Genomic DNA, 24945 nt, shown 5'->3' with positions numbered 1-24945 from the left:
GGGCGGGACGCCTCAGTGGGCGGAGCCCGAGAGCTGGAGGCCGATGACGCCGATGATGACGAAGCTGATGGAGACGATCTTGAGCGTCGACACCAGGTCGCCGAGGAAGACCATGCCGTAGATGGCGGTGCCCGCCGCACCGATGCCGGTCCACACCGCGTACGCCGGGCCGACGTCGAGCTTCCGCAGGGCGAGGGTCAGCAGACCGAAGCTGCCGAGCGCGAACACGCAGAAGGCGATCGTCGGCCAGAGTCTGGTGAAGCCGTGCGAGAGCTTCAGACAGACGGCGAAGCCGGTCTCGAGCAGTCCCGCCACAACGACCAGCAGCCACGCCATGTCTCGTCCTCCCGTGTCCGCACGTCGACTGCTTCGTCTGGCCTGGGTCCGGCTTGGTGCGATTATGCATTTACCGACCGGCTAAGCACTTACCGACGGGCCGCCCACGCAAACAACGCGGAGGTCACAAGGGGGGGGGGCTCGAGGGACTCAGTCACCCTCGGTACGTTCCCGCGTGGCCAGCAGCCTGCGCAGGGAGTAGAGCCGGGCCGGGTCCGCGTGACCGTCCGCCACCCACTGGTCCAGCGCGCAGTCCGGCTCGTCGTGGCTGCACGCGCGCGGACAGCCCTCGGTACCGGGTTCGAGATCGGGGAAGGCGTGGATGACCCGGGACGGGTCGACGTGGTGCAGGCCGAAGGAGCGCACGCCGGGGGTGTCGATGACCCAGCCCTCGCTGCCCGGCAACGGGATCGCGCGCGCCGAGGTCGTGGTGTGACGGCCGCGGCCCGTGACGGCGTTCACATGACCGGTGCTGCGCCGCCGCTCCTGCGAGACCAGCGCGTTGACCAGGGTCGTCTTGCCCACGCCGGAGTGCCCGACGAACGCCGTGACCTTGCCGTCCAACTGCTTGCGCACCCGGTCGACCGCCGCGCCGCTCTCCAGCTCCTCCCGGCTCGTCACGACGTAGGGGACGCCCAACGCCCCGTACAGCTCCAGGAGTTCGTCGGGCGGGGAGAGGTCCGACTTGGTCAGCACCAGCAGGGGCTCCAGGCCGGCGTCGTACGCGGCGACCAGGCAGCGGTCGATCAGGCGCGGGCGCGGCTCGGGGTCGGCGAGGGCGGTGACGATGGCGAGTTGGTCGGCGTTGGCGACGACCACGCGCTCGTAGGGATCGTCGTCGTCGGCCGTGCGGCGCAGCACCGAGCTGCGCGGCTCGATGCGGACGATGCGGGCGAGGGTGTCCTTCTCGCCGGACAGATCGCCGACGATGGCGACGCGGTCACCGACGACGGCGGCCTTGCGGCCCAGCTCGCGGGCCTTCATCGCCGTCACGAGGCGGTCATCGACGAGGCAGGTCAGACGGCCCCGGTCGACGGTGACGACCATGCCCTCGACCGCCTCCTCGTGCTTGGGGCGGATGTTCGTACGCGGACGGTTGCCCTTGCGGTTGGGGCGCTGGCGGATGTCGTCCTCGTCGGTGTGCTTGCCGTAGCGGCGCATGATCCCGGTCCGCCCGTCAGTTCCCGAGCATTCCGGTCCACAGATCGGGGAAGTCCGGCAGGGTCTTCGCCGTCGTCGCCACGTTCTCGATCTGTACGCCCTCCACCGCCAGCCCGATGATCGCGCCGGCGGTCGCCATGCGGTGGTCGTCGTACGTGTGGAAGGTGCCGCCGTGCAGTCGGCGCGGGCGGATGTGCAGGCCGTCGGCGGTCTCGGTGACGTCACCGCCGAGTTCGTTGATCTCCTTGGTGAGCGCGGCCAGCCGGTCCGTCTCGTGCAGGCGCAGATGGGCCACGCCGCGCAGGGTGGACGGGGCGTCGGCGAGGGCCGCGACCGCCGCGATGCCCGGGGTCAGCTCGCCGACCTCGCCCAGGTCCACGTCGATGCCGTGGATCGCACCCGAACCGGTGAACTCCAGACCGCTGTCGGTCAGTTCGCAGGAACCGCCCATCTCGGTGAAGATCTCCCGCAGTCGGTCACCGGGCTGGGTGGTGCGCGCGGGCCAGTCGGGGATGACGACCGTGCCGCCGGTCACCAGGGCCGCCGCCAGGAACGGCTGCGCGTTCGACAGGTCCGGCTCGATGATCAGGTCGCGGCCGAGCAGCGCGCCGGGCGTGACCCGCCAGACGTTGGGCTCGCCGCCCGACTCCGGGGTGTCCACCTGTGCGCCGACCGCGCGCAGCATGTCGACCGTCATCCGGATGTGCGGCATGGAGGGCAGCGTCGAGCCGATGTGGCGGACCTCCACCCCCTGGTTGAAGCGCGGCCCGGACAGCAGGAGGGCGCTCACGAACTGGGACGACGAGGACGCGTCGATCTCCACCGGGCCGCCGTCCAGGGCGCCGCCGCCGTGCACGGTCAGCGGCAGCGCGCCGCGGCCGTCGTCGTCGATGCGGGCGCCGAGCAGGCGCAGCGCGTCGATCACCCCGTTCAGGGGTCGTTCGTACGACCGGGGGTCGCCGTCGAAGCGGATGGGGCCGTCCGCGAGGGCGGCGACCGGGGGCAGGAAGCGCATCACGGTGCCGGCGTTGCCGACGTCGACCGTGGCCGGGCCCTGCAGGCCCGAGGGGATGACCCGCCAGGCCTCGCCGGAGGCGTCCGGGCCCGCGGCGACCGTGGAGCTGGACGCCACCGTCTCCTCGATACCGACGCCCATCGCGCGCAGCGCGCCCGCCATCAGCAGCGTGTCGCGGGAGCGCAGCGGGCGGCGCAGCCAGCCCGGCTCCGAGGCGAGCGCGGCGAGGACCAGGGCACGGTTGGTGACCGACTTGGACCCCGGCACGTGGACCGTCGCGTCGACGGCTCCGCTCGCGTGCGGGGCGGGCCAGAGGGCGGTGTGGGCGGGGTTCGCGGTCATGCGCCCACTTTAGTGGGTGGGGGTGGGGGGAGATCTTGATCAAAAGTGACGGAATGTGATCGAAAGCTGCTGGGGTGCCTCAGTACCCCAGCAGCCAGCGGCCACCGCCCAGCAGCGAGCACAGGGACACCGCGTGGAACAGGAACAGCCACAGACCCGCCGGGACGTGGGTGAGGCGGGAGAGCTGGTCGGCGTCGGAGTCGCCGGCGCCGCCCCGGCTGCGCTTGGCCTGGAGTTCGAAGGCCGGACGGACACCGCCGAGCAGCAGGAACCACACCACGGCGTACGCGAACGCCGCCTGCACCTGGGGTCCGGCGAGCCAGGACACCAGCAGGAACATGCCGCCGGTGAGGATCACGGTGAGCGCCCCGTAGGCGTTGCGGATCATCACCAGCATCGCGACGAGCAGAGCCGTTGCCAGCCACAGCAGCAGGGTGATGCGTCCCAGGCCCAGCAGCGCGGCGCCGCCGAGGCCGAGCAGCGGGGGAGCCGTGTAGCCGGCCGCCGCGGTGAGGATCATGCCGAGACCGGTGGGCTTGCCGCGGCTGACGGTGAGGCCGCTGGTGTCGGAGTGCAGCCGGATGCCGCTGAGGCTCCGCCCGGTCAGCAGCGCCACCAGCCCGTGGCCGCCCTCGTGCGCGATGGTGATGGCGTTGCGGGAGACGCGCCAGACGCCGTGCGGGACGATCACCGCGAGAGCGGCGACCAGGGTGGCTATCACCACCCACAGATCGGGGTCCGGCTGGGTGCCGGAGACCTGGTCCCAGAGCGAGGCCAGCGAGGTGGATGCGGTGCTGTCCATTGTCTGCGGTGGCTCCCTCTGGTGTTGCGGAATCTGGCAGTGTGGCACGTATGTGCGGACGGTATGCAGCGAGTCGTAGGCCCGAGGATCTCGCAGGAATCTTTGAGGTCGAGAAGTGGGAGCCCGAGGAGACCCTGGACCCCGACTACAACGTGGCTCCGACCAAGGAGGTGTATGCCGTCCTCGACCGCCCACTTAAGGACGCGCAGAGCCCGAAGCCGGTTCGCCAGCTGCGCAGGCTCAAGTGGGGGCTCGTCCCGTCCTGGGCGAAGACGCCCGAGGGCGGCGCCCGGATGATCAACGCCCGCGCGGAGACCGTGCACGAGAAGCCCTCGTACCGCCGTGCCTTCGCCGCCCGGCGCTGCATCGTCCCCGCCGACGGCTACTACGAGTGGGTCACCGGGTCCGCCGAGCGCGATCTCGAGGTCGAGGGCAAGAAGAAGCGGCCGCGCAAGCAGCCCTACTTCGTGCTCCCCGCCGACGGCTCGGTGTTCGCGATGGCCGGGCTGTACGAGTTCTGGCGCGACAGGACGCTCCCCGACGACCACCCCCAGGCCTGGTGGGTGACATGCTCGGTGATCACGACCGAGGCGGAGACCTCGCCGCTCGCGGTCGCGCCGGCCGACGGGCCGTACGCCCTCGCCGACATCCACCCCCGGATGCCCCTGATGCTCACCCCGGACCGCTGGGACGCCTGGCTCGACCCGGCCCGTACGGACGTCGACGGCCTGCGCGAGCTGCTCGCGCCGCCGCCCGCCGGGCTGATGCGCGCCTACCCCGTCTCCACGGCCGTGAGCAGCGTCCGCAACAACGGGCCGGAGCTGCTGAAGGAGCTGGAGGGCCCCGAAGAGGGCACACTTTTCTGACGTGGCGGAGCTCATGGAACTCCGACGTGACGGAGCTCACGCAAGTCTGACGTGACGGAGATCATGGAAGCGATCGAGACGACCGAGACGATCGAGACGGACGCCGGTACCGCCCGGGTCACCTGGCACCGCGCCGAGAAGCCACGCCTCGTGCTCGCCGTGAGTCACGGCGCCGGCGGCGGTATCGAGGCGCGCGATCTCCAGGCGCTGGCCTCGGTGCTGCCCGGGCACGGCGTGAGCGTCGCGCTCGTCGAGCAGCCCTGGCGGGTGGCCGGGAAGAAGGTGGCGCCCGCGCCAAAGACCCTGGACGTGGGATGGCGGGGCCTGTGGCCCGCGGTCGCGAAGCCCGGACTGCCGGTGGTCGCGGGCGGGCGCAGCGCCGGAGCCCGCGTCGCCTGTCGTACGGCGACGGAACTCGGCGCCACCGCCGTCCTCGCCCTCAGTTTCCCGCTGCACCCGCCCGGCAAGCCGGAGAAGTCCCGCGCCGACGAACTCCTCGGCGCCGGGGTGCCCACCCTGGTCGTCCAGGGCGGCAACGACCCGTTCGGCAAGCCGGAGGAGTTCCCGAAGGGCTCGTACGAGCTGATCGAAGTGCCGTACGGCGATCACGGCTTCGCCGTGCCGATGGGGGTCCCCCCGCGCGAGCGAAGCCGAGCGTGGGGGAGGGCATCGATCGACCAGGACGCGGCTCTGGAGATCGTCACCGACGGCGTCGTGGGGTGGATCGCGTCACTCGGGTGACGCCCGGGAATGTCGAGCGGCGGGCCACTGTTGTGTCGATCAGACAGCACGGAGTGTGCTGAACCGTTCGAACGAGAGGAAGTCCGCCGCATGGGTTCGACCATCTGCCCGAACCGCAGCAGCAGCCCTGAGCTGGACTGGACGGTGCTGCATGCGGCGAAGACCGCCCCCGTTCGGGCGGCGGCGGGTGTGGATGTTCGTCTATCCTCCGATTCGAGTGGGACCGGTTTCGGTCCTGCCACGTCGCTGGAGGAGGTGGGTCCGGTCACTGGGACCGACGCAGGGACCGATCACGGCCAGGCGGAGCAGCCCGAGGGCCAGGGCACGAGCACGGAGTCGTCCGCCGAGCGCACCGCGCGCTTCGAGCGGGACGCGCTCGAATTCCTCGACCAGATGTACTCGGCCGCCCTGCGCATGACGCGTAACCCGGCCGACGCCGAGGACTTGGTGCAGGAGACGTACGCGAAGGCGTACGCGTCCTTCCACCAGTTCCGCGAGGGCACCAACCTCAAGGCTTGGCTGTATCGCATTCTCACCAACACCTTCATCAACTCGTACCGCAAGAAGCAGCGCGAACCCCAGCGCAGCGCGGCCGAGGAGATCGAGGACTGGCAGCTCGCACGCGCCGAGTCGCACACGTCGACCGGTCTGCGCTCCGCGGAGTCGCAGGCGCTCGACCATCTGCCCGACTCGGACGTCAAGTCGGCGCTGCAGGCGATCCCCGAGGAATTCCGCATCGCGGTTTATCTCGCTGACGTAGAGGGCTTTGCGTACAAGGAGATCGCGGACATCATGGGGACACCCATCGGTACGGTGATGTCCCGGCTGCACCGGGGCCGTCGCCAGCTGCGCGGCATGCTCGAGGACTACGCCCGTGACCGCGGGCTGGTCCCGGCCGGCGCCGGAGAGTCGAACGAAGCGAAAGGCTCGGGCTCATGAGCTGCGGAGAGCCGCACGAGACGGATTGCAGTGAGGTACTCGACCACCTGTACGAGTTCCTCGACCATGAGATGCCGGACGCGGACTGCACCAAGTTCGAGGTGCACTTCGAGGAGTGCTCCCCGTGCCTCGAGAAGTACGGACTCGAGCAGGCCGTGAAGAAGCTGGTCAAGCGGTGCTGCGGACAGGACGACGTGCCGACGGATCTGCGGGCCAAGGTCATGGGCCGTATCGACCTGATCCGCTCCGGACAGACCGTGCCCGAGCACGACGTCGCCGCGACACCCCAGGAGTCCTGAACTCCCCGGGGAGATCGTCCGGTTATCACCCGAACGTGCTAATCCGCGGGCTCCGAGCCCGCGGATTCGGCCATTGCCGCCCTCGTACCGTCCCCACCGCCCTAGGCTCCGGAGCCTGACCGGGGCAGGGGGCGACCGGGGGAGGGAACGAGGCGATGGGGTCGATTCCGACGGGGGCCCGTGTCTACGTGGTCTGTGTCGTTCTTGCCGCCCTCGCCTGCCTGGCTCCACCGCGGGCCGTTCACGCCTCCTGGTGGATCGTCGCCCTGCTCGCCGCGCTGTACGCGGGCTGCGAGCGGATCCCCTTCCCGCACAGCCCCAAGGGCGCCGCCGCCCGCGTCGCCGAGCGGAGTGCCCCCAGGGGGCTGGGCACCTTCCTCCCCGTGCTGCTCGCCGGGGCCTTTCTGCTGCCGCCGCCCGCCGCCGCGCTCGTGGCGCTGCCGGGTGCGCTGCTCGCGCGCGTGGAGCAGCGACCGCGGTGGCTGCGCCGGGTCTGGCGCGCGGCCCAGCTCGCCGTCGCGATCTGGGCGGCGTCCCGGGTGCACTGGGCGCTGGGCGGTCAGGACGCGATCGCCGCGCCCCACTTCCCGAGCGCGCTCGTACCCGCCGGGGCCGCGGTGCTCACTTTCTGCGTGGTGCTGACCGCCCTCGACGGCGGGATCCTGGCGCTGGCCGAGCGGGTGCCGGTGCGGGGCGCCTGGCGCGGGCTGTTCTCGCGCTCCCTCGCCTCCGTCGCCGTGCACGGGCTCGCCGGGCTGATGATGGCGGTGCTGTGGCGCAGTCCGTACGGTCCTGTCGCCGCGCTGCTCGTCCTGCTGCCGATGTACGTGTCCTGCTGGGCGTTCGCCCAGTACCACCGGGAACGAGCCGCCCACCAGGCCACCATCCGGGCCCTCGTGCAGGCCGTCGACATCAAGGACGGGTACACGCGCGGGCACAGTGAGCGGGTCGGGCAGGCGTCCATGATGATCGCCCGTGAGCTGGGCATGGACGACGAGCGTGTGGAAGTACTGCGGTTCGCCGGGATCCTGCACGACGTGGGGAAGCTGGGCGTCCCCACGCGGCTCCTGCGCAAGGACGGGCCGCTGACGCCGGAGGAACGGCGGATCATCGAGCTGCATCCCGAGTACGGGCACGAGATGGTGCGCGGCATCGGCTTTCTCGGAGAGGCGCGGTCGGCGATCCTGCACCACCATGAGCGGATCGACGGGAGCGGGTACCCGTACGGGCTGGTGGGGCGGCAGATCCCGGAGTTCGCGCGGGTGGTGGCCGTCGCCGACGCGTTCGACGCGATGACGTCGACCCGGTCCTACCGGCGGGCCCGGCCGGTGGGGGCGGCGCTGGCCGAGCTGGAGCGGTGTGCGGGGGCGCAGTTCGATCCGGGGATGGTACGGGCCCTGGTGCGCGCGCTGGACCGACACGGGTGGCATCCTGCGGTGACCGCGGCGGTTTACCCACCCGCTCCGCCCGTTTCCAGTCGGACAGAGACGAACCCGACAAACAAAACCGGCTCCCCGACGAGCACGGACGGCCGCCCGACGGGCGCCGACGGGTCATTGACCGGTATGGACCGGGACCGGATGGTGGCCGGGGGGCCGTCGGCCGGTGTGGGGCGGGAGCGGATGGGTGGCGTCGGGCCGTCGGCCGACGTGGGGCGGGAGTCGATGGGGGGTGACCCGCCGGTGGGTGGCGTCGGTGGGCGGGGGCGTTCATGAGTGTCGTCGGGGTGGAGATTCCCGGGTACGGGATCGGCGGGCGAGCTCCGGTCACCCTCACCCTCGTTCACGCGGTCGCCCTGCTCCTCGCGGTGGGCTCGCTGGCCGCCGTCCTCTGGCAGGGTCTCGACGAACGAGGTGTCGCGCTCGCCTTCGGGATCCTGATCGCCGTGGGGGAGCTGACCCGTTGGAGCGGGGCGGAGGAGCGGGAGGCGGCGCCCCTCGCGGCCGCGGGAGCCCTCGCGTACGCGCTGCTCGGCGAGAACGCCGGACACCGTACCGACCACGGTGCCCCCGAGATCGTCGCCGTCGTCGTGGCGGCGGCCCTCATCGGCTGCGTACCGCACGTCGCCCGCGGCCGCGGACCCACCGCGGACCACCTCACCCGGCGCGTCCTCACCGTCGCCTTCGCCGCCGTCTGCTTCCAACCCCTCTACAACCAGGGAAGGTTGAGGGACTGGGGCGGCCCCTCGTACGCCCTGCTGCTGGTCTCCCTGCTGGTGCTCACCGCACTGTGCGACGCCGTGCTCGCGGCGGCCATGGCGCACGCCCGCACCCGCTGGCCCTTCGGACCGCTGCTGCGGGACGAACTGCGGGCCATGCTGGGCATCGGGTCCGCGGTCTGCGCGACCGGGGCCGTGATGTCGCTCGCGGTGGCGGTCGTCGGGCTGTGGGCGCTGCCCGTGTTCTCGCTGCCCCTGCTGCTCACCCAGCTCTCCGTCCGGCGGTACGCCGCCGTGCGCGTGACCTACCGGCAGACGATCGCCTCACTCGCGCGGGCGACCGAGATCGCCGGGTACACCCCCGCCGGGCACGCCCGGCGGGTCGCCGCGCTCAGCCGGGCCGTCGGCCGTGAGCTGGGGCTGTCCGAGCCCGATCTGACCGTCCTGGAGTACGCGGCGCTCATGCACGACATCGGACAGCTCAGCCTCGTCGATCCGGTGCCCGCCGGAGCCACCTCCGTGCTCTCCGCCGACGAACAGCGGCGTATCGCCCTCCTCGGCGGCGCCGTCGTACGCCAGACCGGAGTGGACGCCGAGGTCGCCGTGGTCGTGGAGCGGCAGGCCGATCCGTACCGGGAACAGCCGGTCACGGCACGGATCGTGCGGGCCGTGAACGCATACGAGGAGATGGCCCGGGAAGCAGGCCCGGGAGGACCCCTCACCGCGCTGGAGAAGCTGCGCCTCGCCACCGCCCGCGACTATCAGCCCGAGGTCGTGGAGTCGCTGGCCAGGGTCCTGTTGCGGGGCAGCCTTACCCTGCCTCAGGCTGGGTAACCCATGGGTAATGAGCGCCCGTCCGACGGTCCGTGGTTGGATGCGAGGAAGAGGGTGTTCGGGGGCACGGGCCAGCCCGGGGCTGCGCTGTCTTCAGGAAACTCTTCAAGGGACCGGCAGGCGGGAAACGCAAGGAACTGGCAGGCGGGAATCGTGAGGATCTTCGGCAAGGGACGGCACCGGCCCTCCGCCTCATGGCGGCAGGCCACCGATCGCGCGTTCACGCTGATCGGCGACGGCCGGTACGAGGACGCGGGAGCGCTGCTGACGCGCGCCGCGGATCTGGAGCCCTGGCTGTCCGAGTCCTGGTTCAACCTGGCCCTGCTGCACAAGTTCCGGCACGACTGGGAGCAGGCACGGGCCGCGGGCCTCAGGGCCGTCGCACTCCTCGAGCGGGAGGCGGGTGCCCCCGACTGGTGGAACGTCGGGATCGCCGCCACCGCGCTCCAGGACTGGCCGCTGGCCCGCCGCGCCTGGCAGGCGTACGGGCTGCGGGTGCCCGGCGGGGCGGCGGTGTCCGGGGAGCCGATGGGCATGGACCTCGGCAGTGCGGCCGTACGGCTGTCGCCGGAGGGTGAGGCCGAGGTCGTGTGGGGGCGCAGGCTCGATCCGGCCCGGGTGGAGGTCCTGTCCATTCCGCTGCCGTCCTCAGGGCGGCGCTGGGGCGAGGTCGTCCTGCACGACGGTGTCCCGCACGGTGAGCGGACGACCGCCGCCGGGCACGCCTATCCCGTCTTCGACGAGATCGAACTGTGGGCGCCCTCCCCGGTGCCCACCTGGGTGGTCCTCCTGGAGGCCGCCACCGAGGACGACCGGGACGCCCTGGAGCAGCTCGCGGCCGAAGCCGGCTTCGCCGCGGAGGACTGGTCCTCGTCCGTGCGGCTGCTGTGCCGGATGTGTTCCGAGTCACGGATGCCCTCCGACGAGGGCGACGGTGAGCACCTCGATCCGCACGACCACAGCGAGCCCGGGCATCCCGGACCGCTCGGTCACCGCACCGACGGGCAGCTGTGGGTGCCCGAGCGGGAGTGCGGTCTCGCTGCGCCGGCCGCGCTGGTCAGGGGGTTGCTGGACGGGTGGGTCGCGGACAGCCCCGACTCCCGGGACTGGCGGGATCTCGAAGAGGTGTGCTGACGCTCTGCCCCCGCCGGCTCGTCGTGGCTGGTCGCGCCCACCCGGCGGAGCCGCGTATCGCCACAGCCTCGCGTCCCTAAAGGGGCGCGTCCCCCGTACCCTGTATCAGCATCACACCCCTGTTTTGAGGAAGGCGTACGTCGGTCATGGCGCAGCAGGACACCGATCAGCAGCACACCGGGGTGCTCCCCGTGGACGACGACGGCTTCGTCATCGACACCGAGGGCGGTGAGGAGCGCGAGGCGGCCTACCGCGAGCGCGGTACCTCGCGGCCGATCACGGTCGTCGGCAACCCGGTGCTGCACAAGGAGTGCAAGGACGTCACCGAGTTCGGGCCCGAGCTCGACCAGCTGGTCGCCGACATGTTCGCCAGCCAGCGCACTGCCGAGGGCGTGGGCCTGGCCGCCAACCAGATCGGCGTCGACCTGAAGGTCTTCGTCTACGACTGCCAGGACGACGAGGGCAAGCGGCACGTCGGTGTGGTCTGCAACCCCGTGCTCGTCGAGCTGCCCGCCGAGCAGCGCCGCCTGGACGACAGCAACGAGGGCTGCCTCTCCGTGCCGACCGCGTACGCGCCGCTGGCCCGCCCCGACTACGCCGAGGTCACCGGGCAGGACGAGAAGGGCAACCCGGTCAAGGTGCGCGGCACCGGCTACTTCGCGCGCTGCCTCCAGCACGAGACCGACCACCTGTACGGCTACCTGTACATCGACCGGCTCTCCAAGCGCGAGCGCAAGGACGCCCTGCGGCAGATGGCCGAGAACGAGCCCCGCTACCCGATCGTCGCGAACGACCAGTGAGCGGCTCGACCGGCATCAACGGCTGAGTCACAGCAGGACAGTTGGGGCTCGCGCGCACGCGCGGGCCCGCCCGAGCGGCGCCTTGTCAGGGGAAGTCCCCGACAAGGCGCCGTTCGCATGTGCGTCGCACGTTCGATCCCTTGTGCTCCTCTAGTGATCCATATTCAGTCACGCAAGGGGAGATTCTCAGCACTGTGGGGTAGCGAGTGAAGCAAATCCGTTCCCAGAACGGTCAGTTGTGGTGCTGAATGGGATGTGCGGGGATACGCAACGGCGCACGCCCGGCACAGCGGGAGGGGCGCGGCGTCAACTGGCGGCTGAGAGGGGTTTGTTCGTGCATGCATTCTCACACGGCACTTCATCGACACCGACCGTGGTCGCGGTTCCACCGGCGCTCTCTCTCCCGGTGATCGAGTCCGCGTTTCCCCGTCAACTGCACCCGTATTGGCCGAGGCTTCAGCAGAACACACGTTCGTGGCTGAGGGAAAAACGGCTCATGTCGGCGGGCAAGGTGGAGGAATATGCCGACGGCCTTTGCTATACGGACCTCATGGCGGGCTACTACATTGGCGCCCCCGACGAGGTCATACAGGCGATAGCTGACTACAGCGCGTGGTTCTTCGTCTGGGACGACCGGCACGACCGCGATGTCATCCACGGTCGGCCCGCCGCCTGGCTCAGGCTCAGGCTCCGGCTGCATGCGGCTCTCGACTCCCCGAGGGAGCACCTGCACCACCAGGATCCCCTGGTCGCGGGGTTCGCGGACAGCATGGTGCGGTTGTACTCGTTCCTGACCAAGAAGTGGAACGCGCGCTTCGCCCGGCACTTCCACGCCGTGATCGAGGCGTACGACCGGGAATTCAGGAACCGTACCGGCGGCATCGTGCCCACGGTCGACGAATATCTCGAACTGCGGCGACTCACCTTCGCGCACTGGATCTGGACCGACCTCCTGGAGCCGAGTGCGGGCTGTGAACTTCCCACCGCCGTGCGGAACCATTTCGCATATCGGCGGGCAGCCCTGCTGAGTCAGGAATTCGCCGCCTGGTACAACGACCTGTGTTCGCTCCCGAAAGAAATAGCGGGCGACGAGGTCCACAATCTCGGAATCAGCCTCATTCATCACGAGGGGCTGACGCTCGAAGAAGCGGTCAAGGAAGTCCGGCGGCGGGTCGATGAATGCATCACCGAATTCCTCGACGCGGAAGAGGACCTCAACCGGTTCGCCGACATCCTCGCGGACGGCACCGTGCACGGCAAGGAATTGAGCGTCGCCGTGAAAGCGTGCCTCGGCAATATGCGGAACTGGTTCAGCTCCGTGTACTGGTTCCACCACGAGTCCGGCCGGTACACCGTCGACAGCTGGGACGACCGCTCCACACCCCCGTACGTCAACAACGAAGCGGCAGGTGAGTCATGACCGTCGAGTCCGTGAAGCCCGCGCAACCCGCGGCACCGCAGCTGCCCGCCCCGCCCCTCGCCGGGGGCGGCCTGCCGGTCCTGGGTCACGGCTGGAAACTGGTCCGCGACCCGCTGGGCTTCCTCGCCCGGCTCCGGGACCACGGCGACGTCGTACGGCTCAAGCTGGGCCCCAAGACGGTGTACGCGCTCACCTCGCCGGCCCTCACCGGAGCGATGGCGCTCAGCACCGACTTCAAGATCGACGGACCCCTCTGGGAGTCCCTGGAAGGCCTGCTCGGCAAGGAGGGCGTCGCCACCGCGAACGGGCCCAGGCACCGCCGGCAACGCCGCACCATCCAGCCCGCGTTCCGGCTCGACATCATCCCCGAGTACGGACCCGTCATGGAGGAGGAGGCGCGGGCACTCGCCGAGCGCATGGGGTCGGGCGAGCCGGTCGACTGCACCTCGGAGTCGTTCCGTGTCGCCGTACGCATCGCGGCGCGCTGTCTGCTGCGCGGCGAGTTCATGGACGAGCGCGCCGAGCGGCTGAGCATCGCGCTCGCCACCGTGTTCCGCGGCATGTACCGGCGCATGGTGATCCCGGCGGGCCCGCTCTATCGGCTGCCGCTTCCGGCCAACCGCAAATTCGACCGGGCACTGGCCGATTTACATCTCCTCGTCGACGAGATCATCGCCGAGCGCCGCGCATCCGGTCAAAAGCCGGACGATTTGCTGACGGCATTGCTGGAAGCGAAGGGCGAGAACGGCGAGCCGATCGGCGAACAGGAGATCCACGACCAAGTCGTAGCGATACTCACGCCCGGCAGCGAAACCGTGGCGTCCACGATCATGTGGCTGCTGCAAGTCCTCACCGAACACCCGGAACACGCCGCACGGGTGGCCGAGGAGGTCGAATCCGTCGTCGGGGACCGACCCGTCGCATTCGACGACGTCCGGAAGCTGTCGTACACCAACAATGTCGTCGTCGAGTCGATGCGGCTGCGTCCCGCCGTATGGATTTTGACCCGGCGGGCGGTGACCGAAACCGAACTCGGCGGCTATCGGATTCCGGCCGGTGCCGACATCGTCTACAGCCCGTTCGCCATCCAGCGCGATCCGCGTTCGTACGACGGGCATCTGGATTTCGACCCCGACCGCTGGCTTCCGGAACGGGCCAAGGACGTCCCGAAGTACGCCATGAGCCCCTTCAGTGTGGGCAACCGGAAGTGCCCGAGCGACCACTTCTCTATGGCGCAGCTGAGCCTGATCACGGCGACGGTGGCGTCCCGGTGGCGGTTCGAGCAGGTCTCCGAGTCCAATGACGCGACCCGCGTCGGCATCACCCTGCGTCCGTACCGGCTGTTACTGAGGGCCCTGCCGCGGTGACCGCGCGGCGTCGTCCGGGGTGACCCCGTGTCCGTAGCGGTGCGCGTTCAGGCAGCCCGCGGGCCCCTGAACGTGCGCCGGTACGCCTGCGGGGTCGTCCCCAGGCTCCGGACGAACTGGTGGCGCAGCGCGGCCGCGGTGCCGAACCCGGTGCGGCCCGCGATCGCGTCCATCGTCTCGTCCGACGCCTCCAGCAACTCCTGTGCCAGCAGCACCCTTTGGCGCAGCATCCAGCGGTACGGGGTGGTGCCGGTCTCCTGCTGGAAGCGGCGTGCGAAGGTGCGCGGGGACATGTGGGCGCGGGCCGCGAGCTGTTCGACGGTCACCTCCCGGTCGAGGTGGCGCTCCATCCACACCAGCACCTCGCCGACCGTGTCGCAGGTGGAGCGGGGCAGCGGGCGCTCGATGTACTGGGCCTGCCCGCCGTCCCGGTGCGGGGGCACCACCATGCGGCGGGCGATGGCGTTGGCGACCTCGGGGCCCTGTTCCTTGCGGACGATGTGCAGACAGGCGTCGATTCCGGCGGCGGTGCCGGCGGAGGTGATCACCGGGTCCTCGTCCACGTACAGCACGTCCGGTTCGACGATCGCCTTCGGGTACTGCCGTGCGAGCTCCTGAGCGTGGTGCCAGTGCACGGCGCAGCGCCGTCCGTCGAGGAGTCCGGCCGCGCCGAGCACGAAGACGCCGGAGCAGACGCTGAGCACCCGGGTGCCGCGGGCCGTGGCGCGGCGCAGGGCGTCGAGCAGTTCGGGTGGATAGGACCGGGACACATAGGAGTTCCCGGCGGGCAGAGTGATGAGGTCGGCGCTCTCCAGCCGCTCCAGGCCGTGCTCCGTGGTCAGCGAGAACCCCGCGTGGGTGCTCAGGGTCGGGCCCTCGGCGGAGGCGACCGCGAAGTCGTAGACGGGCAGGCCGTCGTCGCTGCGGTCGATGCCGAACACCTCGCAGACGACGCCGAGTTCGAAGGGGTGCACACCGTCGAGGAGGACCGCGGCCACGTTTTTCAGCATGTCGGCCAGTGTGCCTCGTCACTGGCAGGAATTCGAGGGTCTACGGCAGTCCTGCCACTGACGGTGAGGAGCGAGCGGTACGACAGTGGTGTTCATGAAGATGCTCATCGACAACTCGGACACCTCCGCCGGAATCCTGACCGTCCTCGCGATCTTCGTGGTCCTGGCCCTGCCCGCGCTGATCGGCGCGGCCCACGAGCGGCGCATCGATCGTCAGCTAGGCCTTCGTGACCAGCACCGTGACCGTCCACTCCTGAATGCCCTTGCACGACACCTTGCCCGGGGCGGTCGCGCAGAGCGGCCGGGACGAGGTGAGGTGGACGGTTCCCGCCGAGACCGCCTTGAAGGCGGAGCTCGCGTCGCCCGCCTGAAGGACGACGCCGCTGTTGGTGGCCTCTAGCCCGGTGCCGCTGACCTTGACGGGGGTCCACGGCCGACTGGCGGTGCCGTCCAGGGTGAGGCGGAGTACGCCGCCGGCCGTGAGGCAGTACGTGTGTCCGGTGTCGGCGGCGTCGAGCTCCGCGGGTGCCGTGTCGCAGCCCTGGTGGCTCGTCGTGGGGGACGGCGGCACGGTGGCGCTGCCGCCCGCGTCACCGCCGCTCTGTGTGCCGCAGCCCGCGAGCAGCAGGGGCAGGGCCGTGAGGGCGAGGATCCGATGGTGGGTCGTACGGCGCATGGGGTGGCACCTCCTTGTCGCTTGGACGTGCCACCCCCGCATCAGGATCCACACAGGGACACAGGGCCCTGGCCGCGACGCCGGCCAGGGCCCCACCGGTCAGCTGGTCGTGACGGCGGTGTCGTCCACGACGAAGCTGGTCTGGAGCGAGGAGTCCTCGGCACCGCTGAACTTCAGGGTGACGGTGGTACCGGCGAACGAGGACAGGTCGAAGGTCTTCTGCGCGTAGCCGGAGGCGGCGTTGAGGTTCGAGTACGTCGCCAGGGTGGTGGATCCGGCGGTGACCGTCAGCTTGTCGTACTGGCTGCTGGTGGTGGTCTCCGCGGTGTCGATGTGCAGGTAGAAGGTGAAGCTGGCCTTGCAGCCGGACGGGATCGTCACCGACTGGGAGAGCGTGTCGGTGTGCGTCGAGCCGTAGCCGTCCATCCACGCCTTGTAGGAACCGGCGTGCGCGGCCTCACTGCTGGAGTTGGTGATGACGCCACTGCTGGCGGTCCAGGTGGTGTTGCCCGACTCGAAGCCCGGGTTGCCGAGCAGCTGCGCCGAGGTGCAGGTGCCGCCGCCGGAGGAGCCGACGGTCCAGGTGAAGGAGGCCGAGCCGGAGGCGCCCGTGCTGTCGGAGGCGGAGACGGTGACGCTGTACGTACCCGCGGTGCTCGCGGTGCCGGAGATCAGGCCGGTGGAGCTGCTGATCGACAGACCGGTCGGCAGACCGCTCGCGCTGTAGGTGAGGGTCGCGCCCGCGCTGTCGCTGGCCGAGATCTGCAGGCTGACCGAGCCGCCGGTGGTGGTGGACTGGCTGCCCGGGTTGGTGACGGTCACCGTGTTGCCGGTGCTGGTGCCCGAGGTGAAGGCGGCGGTGCCGTTGGGGGTGCCCCAGCCGGTCGGGCCGTCGTAGCCGGTGGCCGCGGTGCAGAAGTACGAGGGGGAGCAGGAGCCGTTGTTGCCGCTGGTCACGTCGTACAGGTTCGAGGTGTGGGAGTACGGGTACTTCGCCGGGTAGTCGCTGGAGCCCGGGGTGCCCGCGAGGGCGTACACACCCGCGATGATCGGCGAGGAGGCACTCGTACCGCCGTAGACCGCCCAGCCGGAGCCGCCGTAGGTGTCGTAGACGGCCACGCCGGTGGCGGGGTCGGCGACCGCGGAGACGTCGGCCTCCATGCGCTTGGAGCAGCCGGTGTCGGTCTGCCAGCTCGGCTTCGCGTCGTAGGCGGAGCAGCCGGAGCCGGTGCCCTCGGTGCTGCTGGTCTTCCACACGGACTCGGTCCAGCCGCGGGTGGAGGAGGAGGTGCTCAGCGCGGTGCCGCCGACGGCGGTCACGTACTGGGACGTGGCCGGGTACTCGGCGCCGTAGGCCTCGTCACCGGAGGAGACGGTGATCGCGACGCCCGGGTGCTTGAAGTACGAGGTGTCCTCGCTGGTCTGGGAGGAGGACTCGGAGCCGCCCCAGCTGTTGGAGACGAACTTGGCGCCGAGCGCGACGGCCTCGTTCTCGGCGGTGCCGAGGTCGGAGTCGGTGGCCGAGTTGGCCTCGACGAGGACGATGTTGCAGTTCGGGCAGACCGCGCTGACCATGTCGATGTCGAGCGCTTCCTCGCCCGCCCAGCCGGTGTCGTTGGTCGGCAGGGAGGTGGTCGAGCCGGTCTGGCTGACCTGCTTGAAGCAGCCGTTGGCCTTGGTACAGGCTGACAGGCCGAACTGCGAACGGTAGGTCGCGAGGTCCGACTCCGCGTTGGGGTCGTTGTACGCGTCGACCACGGCGACGGTCAGGCCGGAGCCGCCGGTGGAGGGCAGGTTGTAGGCGCTGTGCAGGTTGGCCGGGCTCAGGCCGGACACCGCGGCGGCGGCGTTCGGGGAGATCGCGGCGGCCAGCTTCTGCTTGATGTCGGTGCGGCGCTCGGCGAAGCAGGACGCGTGACCGGGCGTCGGGGCGCCGCACAGGTGTGTGGTCGGCACCTTCTGGCCCGCCTTGCCCGTGGAGTGCACGGCCTGCGCGGCCGGGGCGGTCAGGGCCTTCGCGTTCTGGGCGACCCGGGAGGGCTTGGCGGTGGTCGGCGCCGGCTGCGCGTTCGCGGCCGGGGCCGCCATGAGTCCGGCGACCGTGAGGGCAAGGGCGGGCGCGGCGGCGGTCAGAAGTCTTCGCAGTCGCCGGGCGGGCCTGCTGGGGGGTGTCTCACGCATGGGGTGCTGCCTCCATCGGTTTGAGGCCGGTGCCGTGCGGACCGGGGTAGGGCCGCGCGCGGCTCCACAGCCGGAAGTGGGGCTTCTCGGCGTTGCTTGGCAGGCCCGTGACGCGCGTAGCGTGAGAGAAGTGCAGATATGTCGTGGGCATGCCAATGGAGTCGCCCTGTCGTGCCGCTGTACGTGACATGTCAGGACGGCCAGAACCTAGCCGGGCCCGATGACGCGCGGATAGCCGCGCCCGAAGAACTTTGCCGCTCCATAGGGGGTCCATGGACGGTGCATGGACCGCGCATGGACGAGACGCGGTGATGCCGGGCCGCACACGCGCGGCCCGGCATCACCGGTGTCGTACCGTCAGAGGACCCCGCACGGTGAGAAGTTCTCGTACCGCCAGAAGTCCTCGTACGGTCAGAAGTCCTCGTCGAAGCCGACCGAGCCCTCCACCGCCACCTGGTACGCCGAGGGGCGGCGCTCGAAGAAGTTGGTCAGCTCCTGGACGCCCTGGAGCTCCATGAAGGAGAAGGGGTTCTCGGAGCCGTACACCGGGGCGAAGCCCAGCCGCTGGAGACGCTGGTCGGCCACGCACTCCAGGTACTGGCGCATCGACTCGGTGTTCATGCCCGGCAGACCCTCACCGCACAGGTCGCGCCCGAACTGCAGCTCGGCCTCGACGGCCTCCCTCAGCATGTCGGTGACCTGCTGCTGGAGCTGGTCGTCGAAGAGCTCCGGCTCCTCCTTGCGCACGGTGTCCACCACCTCGAAGGCGAAGGACATGTGCATCGTCTCGTCGCGGAACACCCAGTTGGTGCCGGTGGCGAGACCGTGCAGCAGACCCCGGCTGCGGAACCAGTAGACGTACGCGAAGGCGCCGTAGAAGAACAGGCCCTCGATGCACGCGGCGAAGCAGATGAGGTTGAGCAGGAAGCGACGCCGGTCCGCCTTGGTCTCCAGGCGGTCCAGCTTCTCCACCGAGTCCATCCACTTGAAGCAGAACTCGGCCTTCTCCCGGATCGAGGGGATGTTCTCGACGGCGTCGAAGGCGGCGGCGCGGTCCTGCGGGTCGGGGAGGTAGGTGTCCAGCAGGGTCAGATAGAACTGGACGTGGACCGCTTCCTCGAACAGCTGCCTGGAGAGATACAGGCGCGCCTCGGGGGAGTTGATGTGCTTGTAGAGGGTCAGCACGAGGTTGTTCGCCACGATCGAGTCGCCCGTCGCGAAGAACGCGACCAGCCGGCCGATCATGTGCTGCTCGCCCTGCGAGAGCTTCGCGAGGTCGGCCACGTCCGAGTGGAGGTCGACCTCCTCCACGGTCCAGGTGTTCTTGATGGCGTCCCGGTAGCGCTCGTAGAAGTCCGGGTAGCGCATGGGGCGGAGGGTGAGTTCGAAGCCCGGGTCGAGCAGGTTCTTTTCGGTGGAGCTCATTACTGGCAGGCCTCGCAGGACTCGGGGTTCTCAAGGGAGCAGGCGATGGCGTCCTCGTCGGGGATCGCCTGCACGGGGATGATCTTCTCCGGCTGAGCCTGCGCCTGGGCGGCGCGGGCGATACGGGTCGCCGGGCGGGAGCGCAGGTAGTACGTCGTCTTCAGGCCCGACTTCCAGGCGTACGCGTACATCGAGGAGAGCTTGCCGATGGTCGGCGTCTCCAGGAACAGGTTCAGGGACTGGGCCTGGTCCAGGAACGGGGTACGGGCGGCGGCCATGTCGATCAGACCGCGCTGCGGGATCTCCCACGCGGTGCGGTACAGGTCGCGGACGTCCTGCGGCACCCAGGTGAAGCCCTGCACCGAGCCGTTGGACTCGCGCAGCGCCTCCCGGGTCTGCGCGTCCCACACGCCGAGCTTCTTCAGCTCGTCCACCAGGTAGGAGTTGACCTGGAGGAACTCACCGGAGAGCGTCTCGCGCTTGAACAGGTTGGACACCTGCGGCTCGATGCACTCGTACACGCCCGCGATGGACGCGATGGTGGCGGTGGGGGCGATGGCGAGGAGGAGGGAGTTGCGCATGCCGACCGCGGCGATACGTTCCCGCAGGGCCGCCCAGCGCTCCGGCCAGGTCAGCTCCACGCCGTAGTGGTCGGGGTGCAGGACGCCACGGGCCGTACGGGTCTTCTCCCAGGCCGGGAGCGGGCCGCTGCGCTCCGCGAGGTCGGCCGAGGCCTCGTACGCGGCGAGCATGATCCGCTCGGCGATCCGGGTGGAGAGGGCCTTGGCCTGCGGGGAGTCGAAGGGGACGCGCAGCTTGAAGAAGACGTCCTGCAGGCCCATCGCGCCGAGGCCGACGGGCCGCCACTTCGCGTTCGACCGTCCGGCCTGCTCGGTCGGGTAGAAGTTGATGTCGACGACACGGTCGAGGAAGGTGACGGCGGTACGGACCGTCTCGTCCAGCCGCTCCCAGTCGATGTCCCCGTCGACCACGAAGGCGCCGAGGTTGACCGAGCCGAGGTTGCAGACCGCCGTCTCCCCGTCGTCCGTGACCTCCAGGATCTCGGTACAGAGGTTCGAGGAGTGAACGGTGTGGCCCGGCTCCGCCGTCTGGTTGGCGGTGCGGTTGGCGGCGTCCTTGAAGGTCATCCAGCCGTTGCCGGTCTGCGCGAGGGTGCGCATCATGCGGCCGTAGAGGTCACGGGCCGGGATGGTCTTCTTGGCCAGGCCCTCCGCCTCCGCCCTGCGGTACGCCGCGTCGAACTCGTCGCCCCACAGGTCGACCAGCTCGGGCACGTCGGAGGGGGAGAAGAGGGACCACTGCCCGTCGGTGTCGACCCGGCGCATGAACTCGTCCGGGATCCAGTGCGCGAGGTTCAGGTTGTGCGTACGGCGGGCATCCTCACCGGTGTTGTCGCGCAGCTCGAGGAACTCCTCGATGTCGGAGTGCCAGGTCTCCAGGTAGACCGCGGCCGCGCCCTTGCGCCGGCCGCCCTGGTTCACCGCGGCGACCGAGGCGTCAAGGGTCTTCAGGAACGGGACGATCCCGTTGGAGTGCCCGTTCGTACCGCGGATCAGCGAACCGCGCGAACGGATCCGGGAGTACGAAAGACCGATGCCGCCCGCGTGCTTCGAGAGGCGGGCCACCTGGTGGTAGCGGTCGTAGATGGAGTCCAGTTCGTCCAGCGGGGAGTCGAGCAGGTAGCAGGACGACATCTGCGGGTGCCGCGTACCGGAGTTGAACAGCGTGGGGGAGGAGGGGAGGTAGTCGAGGCGGCTCATGAGCCCGTAGAGCGCCGCGACCTCGTCCAGGGCCCGGTGCGTGTCGTCCTCGGCCAGGCCCGACGCCACGCGCAGCATGAAGTGCTGGGGCGTCTCGATGACCTTGCGGGTGATCGGGTGCCGGAGCAGATAGCGGCTGTGCAGGGTCCGCAGGCCGAAGTAGCCGAAGCGGTCGTCGCCGGCGGTGTCGATCAGGGCGTCCAGCCGGGCCGTGTGCAACTGGACGAACTCCGCCGTGCGGTCGGCGATCAGGCCCTCGCGGTGGCCGGTGGCGATCGACTCGGAGAAGGACGTGACGCCCTGCGAGGCGGCCTCCGCCGCGATGCTGATCGTCAGCAGCCTCGCCGCCAGCCGGGAGTAGACGGGGTCCTCCGAGATGAGGCCCGCGGCCGCCTCGGTGGCCAGCTCGCGCAGCTCCGTGTCGTCCGCGCGCGCGGACCGGCCGCGCAGCGTGGCGGCGGCGACCCGGCCGGGGTCGGCGTCGGGGAGGTCGGCGGTGAGGTCGGTCAGGGTACGCAGCAGCGTGGTACCGGGACCGTCCGTCTCCACCGGGACGTGCTTCCGCTCCTGCTGTTCGAAAGCGGTAGCTGAAGCCGGGTCGGCTGGCGCGATGGTCACTTGGGGCTCTCCCTCGCTCGGCACGGGGCCTGGCGGAGGGCAGGGCAGCTCACGAGCGCACGCGGCGTCGCGTCCACCGGCCCATTCCGCGAGGCCCGGACGTCATGCACCCGGGCCGGATGGCCGGGCGCGCTGTCGGCAGGTCCTCGGACTGACGCGAGTGCGTGGGCGCGGATGCGCGAACACGTACAAGTACACCGTTGCGGGACAGTTCCGGATTCGCACCGGATTCCCCTGCGGCGACAGCGAGCATGAGCATACATCTTGTGCCGGGCCGCGATGACACCCCCACATGTTGTGTCGCGCTGGTGTCAGAGTGTCAACTCATAGGTGAGGAGAGTGATGTCGTCGAGGTCGGGGACCGGGTTCCAGTCGCGGTCGGGGGTGCGGGTGAAGCCGAGGCGTTCGTAGATGCGGTGGGCGGCGTGCATGGTGCGCTGGGTGGAGAGCACGACGCGTACGCAGCCGGCGGTGGCGCGTGCGTGGTCGACGCAGGCGCGCACGAGGGTCTCGCCGGCGCCTCGGCCGCGGGACTCACGTGCGACGGCGAGCATACGGATCTCGGCTTCGCCGGGGTGGGCTATGTCGGCCATGGGGCCGCCGTGCGGTACGAAGGTCACGGCGCCGAGGATGTGGCCGTGGTCCACGGCGACGAGGACTTCCGCGGCGGCGGCCCGCTTCGCCACGTCCCGCAACTCGCCGAGGTACTCGTCGCTCTCCCCGAAGTCGAGCAGACCGTCGCCGAGGTAGGCCTGCGCGGTGATCTCGCCGATGCGGGCGTATTCGTGGGGGCGGGCGTGTCTGATGCGGATGTCCATGCCGGTGAGTGTGCAACAGGGCGCGGGAACGGGCCGCCGGATTTTCGTCCGACGGCCCGTGGGGGTTGTTCGCGTGGTTCTTCGGCTGCGGGCGGGTGGGGGCTTGGCGCGCCCCGCGGCGGAGCCGCATATATACACAGCCCCGCGCCCCTGGGGCACGGGGCTGCGCCCCGGCGCCCCAGGCTTTTAGGGGCGCGGGGAACTGCGCGACCAGCCCCACCCACCCGCAGCCAACACACGCACTCGGAGACCTGGGGGCGGAGCCCCCGGGCTCAGTGGGCGGAGCCGGCCGTGGCCGGGGGAAGCTCCGCCTCGACGCCCGGGTCGCCCGCGTCCGCCGTGTAGTCCTCCGGAGACGTCTCGTCGATGCCGTCGGGCGCCTTGAAGGCGCGGAGGGCGAAGGTGAGGACGACGGTGACCACGACGTTCAGGACGAAGGCCGTCAGACCGATGTAGCCGATCTCCCCGATGCCCGGGATCTCCTTGGAACTGCCGCCGAAGTGCTTCTGGGTGGGAGAGGCGACCCCGTACGCGGCGAGCGTGCCGTACAGCATGCCCACGGCCCAGCCCCCGAGCAGCGCCCAGCGGTGGAACCACCGGGTGAACAGGCCGCCGACCAGCGCAGGGAAGGTCTGAAGGATCCAGATGCCGCCCAGGAGCTGGAAGTTGATCGCGACCGTCTTGTCCATCGTCAGGACGAAGACCAGCGCGCCCACCTTCACCAGGAGCGAGACCAGTTTCGAAACCCTGGTCTCATGCTCCGGGGTCGCGTCCGGCTTGATGAAGTCCTTGTAGATGTTGCGGGTGAAGAGGTTCGCGGCCGCGATGGACATGATGGCCGCCGGAACGAGCGCCCCGATACCGATCGCCGCGAAGGCCACCCCCGCGAACCAGTCCGGGAACATGTTCTCGAAGAGCTGGGGGATGGCGAGCTGGCCGTTGGTGACCTTGACCCCGGCCGCGATGGCCATGAACCCGAGCAGGGCCAGCAGGCCCAGCATCAGGGAGTAGAGAGGAAGGATCGTGGTGTTGCGGCGGATCACCTCACGACTGCGGCTGGAGAGCGTCGCAGTGATCGAGTGCGGGTACATGAACAGCGCGAGCGCCGAGCCGAGCGCGAGGGTGGCGTACGTCCACTGGCCCGCCTGGGCGGGCACGAGCCCGCCGGCCCCCGCCGCCGTGTACTTGTCGCCCGCGGCCTTGAATATCTCGTCGAACCCGCCCAGCTTGATCGGGATGTAGATGATGGCCACCGCGATCACTATGTAGATCAGGGTGTCCTTCACGAACGCGATCAGGGCGGGGGCCCGCAGCCCCGAGGAGTAGGTGTACGCGGCCAGCACACCGAACGCGATGAGGAGCGGTAGGTCCTTCACGAACCAGTTCGTGTTCTCGCCGCCGCCCACGCCCATCACGTCCAGGACGGCCTGGATGCCGACCAGCTGGAGCGCGATGTACGGCATGGTGGCGAGGATGCCGGTCACGGCCACGGCGAGGGACAGGCCCTTCGAACCGAAGCGGCCGCGCACGAAGTCCGAGGTCGTCACGTAGCCGTGCTTGTGGGAGACCGACCACAGGCGGGGCAGGAACGTGAAGATCAGCGGGTAGACGAGGATCGTGTACGGAACGGCGAAGAAACCGGCCGCGCCCGCCGCGTAGATCGCCGCCGGTACGGCGACGAAGGTGTACGCCGTGTAGAGGTCGCCGCCGAGCAGGAACCAGGTGACCCAGGTGCCGAACGAACGTCCGCCCAGGCCCCATTCGTCGAGGCTGTGCTCGTTGTCCGGCCTGCGCCAGCGCGCGGCCAGGAAGCCCATGACCGTGACGGCCAGGAAGAAGAAGATGAAGACGCCGAGCGCGACGCCGTTCACGCCGTCCTTCACTTCGCCGCACCCCCGCCCTGGGAAGCACGGGCGCGCTGGTCACGCTGCCACAGCTTGTACGCGCTCACGGTGAGCGCCGTGGAGATGAGCACCCACAGCATCTGGTACCAGTAGAAGAACGGGATGCCGATGAACGTGGGGTCGGCCTTGGCGTAGGACCCGACCCACAGCATCGCCACGAACGGGGCGATCAGGCACAAGGCGATGACCACCCGGATCGGCGTCACCACCGGCGGTTCGGTCTTCGGCGCTTCTGACACGTCTGACATGAGGCGGCTCCGTTTCGCAGTTCACCCGTGCAATGCGCAGGCAATCTAGGCGACGGTGTCAGCCAAACGG

The 24945-nt window shown here is 70.0% G+C and carries 22 protein-coding genes and 1 riboswitch; of the genes, 10 read left to right on the top strand and 12 right to left on the bottom strand.

Annotation, left to right across the window (positions count from 1 at the left end; genetic code table 11):
* Window positions 1-12: 12 nt before the first annotated feature.
* The 4 genes from OG819_RS06280 to OG819_RS06265 form a co-directional block, all read right to left on the bottom strand.
* Window positions 13-336 (bottom strand): multidrug efflux SMR transporter, encoded by a 324-nt coding sequence (locus OG819_RS06280; protein WP_266431638.1) that lies wholly within the window; start codon window positions 334-336, stop codon window positions 13-15.
* 150 nt (window positions 337-486) lie between these two features.
* A complete protein-coding gene (gene rsgA / locus OG819_RS06275; protein ID WP_266628422.1) occupies window positions 487-1497 on the bottom strand; it encodes a ribosome small subunit-dependent GTPase A in 1011 nt (336 codons plus the stop codon).
* Between the two features lie 16 nt (window positions 1498-1513).
* On the bottom strand, window positions 1514-2854 hold the full coding sequence (gene aroA / locus OG819_RS06270) for a 3-phosphoshikimate 1-carboxyvinyltransferase (protein ID WP_266628424.1): 1341 nt from the start codon (window positions 2852-2854) through the stop codon (window positions 1514-1516).
* Window positions 2855-2933: 79 nt separating this feature from the next.
* Window positions 2934-3656: a M50 family metallopeptidase gene (locus tag OG819_RS06265; RefSeq protein ID WP_266585672.1), complete on the bottom strand. Its 723-nt coding sequence runs from the start codon at window positions 3654-3656 to the stop codon at window positions 2934-2936.
* Window positions 3657-3706: 50 nt separating this feature from the next.
* On the opposite strand from OG819_RS06265, the gene OG819_RS06260 reads away from it, so the two are divergent.
* From OG819_RS06260 to OG819_RS06215, 10 genes are all read left to right on the top strand, one after another.
* A complete protein-coding gene (locus OG819_RS06260; RefSeq protein WP_266648395.1) occupies window positions 3707-4522 on the top strand; it encodes an SOS response-associated peptidase in 816 nt (271 codons plus the stop codon).
* Window positions 4523-4585: 63 nt separating this feature from the next.
* Window positions 4586-5263, top strand: a complete 678-nt coding sequence (locus tag OG819_RS06255; RefSeq protein WP_266628429.1) for an alpha/beta family hydrolase — start codon at window positions 4586-4588, stop codon at window positions 5261-5263.
* 255 nt (window positions 5264-5518) lie between these two features.
* Window positions 5519-6202 (top strand): RNA polymerase sigma factor SigR, encoded by a 684-nt coding sequence (gene sigR / locus OG819_RS06250; protein WP_266652591.1) that lies wholly within the window; start codon window positions 5519-5521, stop codon window positions 6200-6202.
* On the top strand, window positions 6199-6501 hold the full coding sequence (gene rsrA / locus OG819_RS06245; RefSeq protein ID WP_266431628.1) for a mycothiol system anti-sigma-R factor: 303 nt from the start codon (window positions 6199-6201) through the stop codon (window positions 6499-6501). The genes sigR and rsrA overlap by 4 nt, the downstream gene beginning before the upstream one ends.
* Window positions 6502-6656: 155 nt before the next feature.
* Window positions 6657-8216 (top strand): HD-GYP domain-containing protein, encoded by a 1560-nt coding sequence (locus tag OG819_RS06240; RefSeq protein WP_266648393.1) that lies wholly within the window; start codon window positions 6657-6659, stop codon window positions 8214-8216.
* Window positions 8213-9493 carry an HD-GYP domain-containing protein gene (locus OG819_RS06235; protein ID WP_266628435.1) on the top strand — a complete coding sequence of 427 codons (1281 nt, stop codon included), beginning with the start codon at window positions 8213-8215 and terminating at the stop codon, window positions 9491-9493. Before OG819_RS06240 ends, OG819_RS06235 begins: the two co-directional genes overlap by 4 nt.
* A 153-nt stretch (window positions 9494-9646) precedes the next feature.
* On the top strand, window positions 9647-10627 hold the full coding sequence (locus tag OG819_RS06230; protein WP_266648391.1) for a hypothetical protein: 981 nt from the start codon (window positions 9647-9649) through the stop codon (window positions 10625-10627).
* A 146-nt stretch (window positions 10628-10773) separates the two neighbouring features.
* A complete protein-coding gene (gene def / locus OG819_RS06225; protein WP_266628439.1) occupies window positions 10774-11427 on the top strand; it encodes a peptide deformylase in 654 nt (217 codons plus the stop codon).
* Between the two features lie 334 nt (window positions 11428-11761).
* Window positions 11762-12847 carry an epi-isozizaene synthase gene (cyc1, locus tag OG819_RS06220; protein ID WP_266652589.1) on the top strand — a complete coding sequence of 362 codons (1086 nt, stop codon included), beginning with the start codon at window positions 11762-11764 and terminating at the stop codon, window positions 12845-12847.
* Window positions 12844-14214 (top strand): cytochrome P450, encoded by a 1371-nt coding sequence (locus OG819_RS06215; RefSeq protein ID WP_266628441.1) that lies wholly within the window; start codon window positions 12844-12846, stop codon window positions 14212-14214. The genes cyc1 and OG819_RS06215 overlap by 4 nt, the downstream gene beginning before the upstream one ends.
* 47 nt (window positions 14215-14261) lie before the next feature.
* On the opposite strand, the gene OG819_RS06210 is transcribed toward OG819_RS06215, so the two are convergent.
* The 8 genes from OG819_RS06210 to OG819_RS06175 all read right to left on the bottom strand — a co-directional run bounded on the left by OG819_RS06210 (window position 14262) and on the right by OG819_RS06175 (window position 24866).
* Window positions 14262-15224, bottom strand: coding sequence for a GlxA family transcriptional regulator (locus OG819_RS06210; protein WP_266628443.1), 963 nt, complete (start codon window positions 15222-15224; stop codon window positions 14262-14264).
* 217 nt (window positions 15225-15441) lie between these two features.
* The gene (locus tag OG819_RS06205; RefSeq protein ID WP_266648390.1) at window positions 15442-15900 is read right to left on the bottom strand and encodes a hypothetical protein; all 459 of its coding nucleotides are present in this window, start codon (window positions 15898-15900) and stop codon (window positions 15442-15444) included.
* A gap of 99 nt (window positions 15901-15999) precedes the next feature.
* Window positions 16000-18081 (bottom strand): putative Ig domain-containing protein, encoded by a 2082-nt coding sequence (locus OG819_RS06200; RefSeq protein ID WP_266648389.1) that lies wholly within the window; start codon window positions 18079-18081, stop codon window positions 16000-16002.
* A 411-nt stretch (window positions 18082-18492) separates the two neighbouring features.
* Window positions 18493-19506 (bottom strand): ribonucleotide-diphosphate reductase subunit beta, encoded by a 1014-nt coding sequence (locus OG819_RS06195; RefSeq protein WP_266585693.1) that lies wholly within the window; start codon window positions 19504-19506, stop codon window positions 18493-18495.
* Window positions 19506-21905 carry a ribonucleoside-diphosphate reductase subunit alpha gene (locus tag OG819_RS06190; RefSeq protein WP_266648388.1) on the bottom strand — a complete coding sequence of 800 codons (2400 nt, stop codon included), beginning with the start codon at window positions 21903-21905 and terminating at the stop codon, window positions 19506-19508. The genes OG819_RS06195 and OG819_RS06190 overlap by 1 nt, the downstream gene beginning before the upstream one ends.
* A 119-nt stretch (window positions 21906-22024) precedes the next feature.
* A riboswitch (cobalamin riboswitch) is annotated at window positions 22025-22199 on the bottom strand.
* A gap of 17 nt (window positions 22200-22216) precedes the next feature.
* Window positions 22217-22723: a GNAT family N-acetyltransferase gene (locus tag OG819_RS06185; protein ID WP_266648387.1), complete on the bottom strand. Its 507-nt coding sequence runs from the start codon at window positions 22721-22723 to the stop codon at window positions 22217-22219.
* A 272-nt stretch (window positions 22724-22995) separates the two neighbouring features.
* Complete coding sequence (gene mctP / locus OG819_RS06180; RefSeq protein WP_266648385.1) at window positions 22996-24606, bottom strand: monocarboxylate uptake permease MctP; 1611 nt, start codon at window positions 24604-24606, stop codon at window positions 22996-22998.
* Complete coding sequence (locus tag OG819_RS06175; protein ID WP_266634657.1) at window positions 24603-24866, bottom strand: DUF3311 domain-containing protein; 264 nt, start codon at window positions 24864-24866, stop codon at window positions 24603-24605. Before OG819_RS06175 ends, mctP begins: the two co-directional genes overlap by 4 nt.
* Window positions 24867-24945 lie beyond the last annotated feature (79 nt).

The organism is Streptomyces sp. NBC_01549 (assembly GCF_026339955.1).
Taxonomy (GTDB): Bacteria; Actinomycetota; Actinomycetes; order Streptomycetales; family Streptomycetaceae; genus Streptomyces.
Note: the sequence above shows the minus strand (reverse complement) of the source record. Positions and strands in the feature narration are given on the sequence as shown.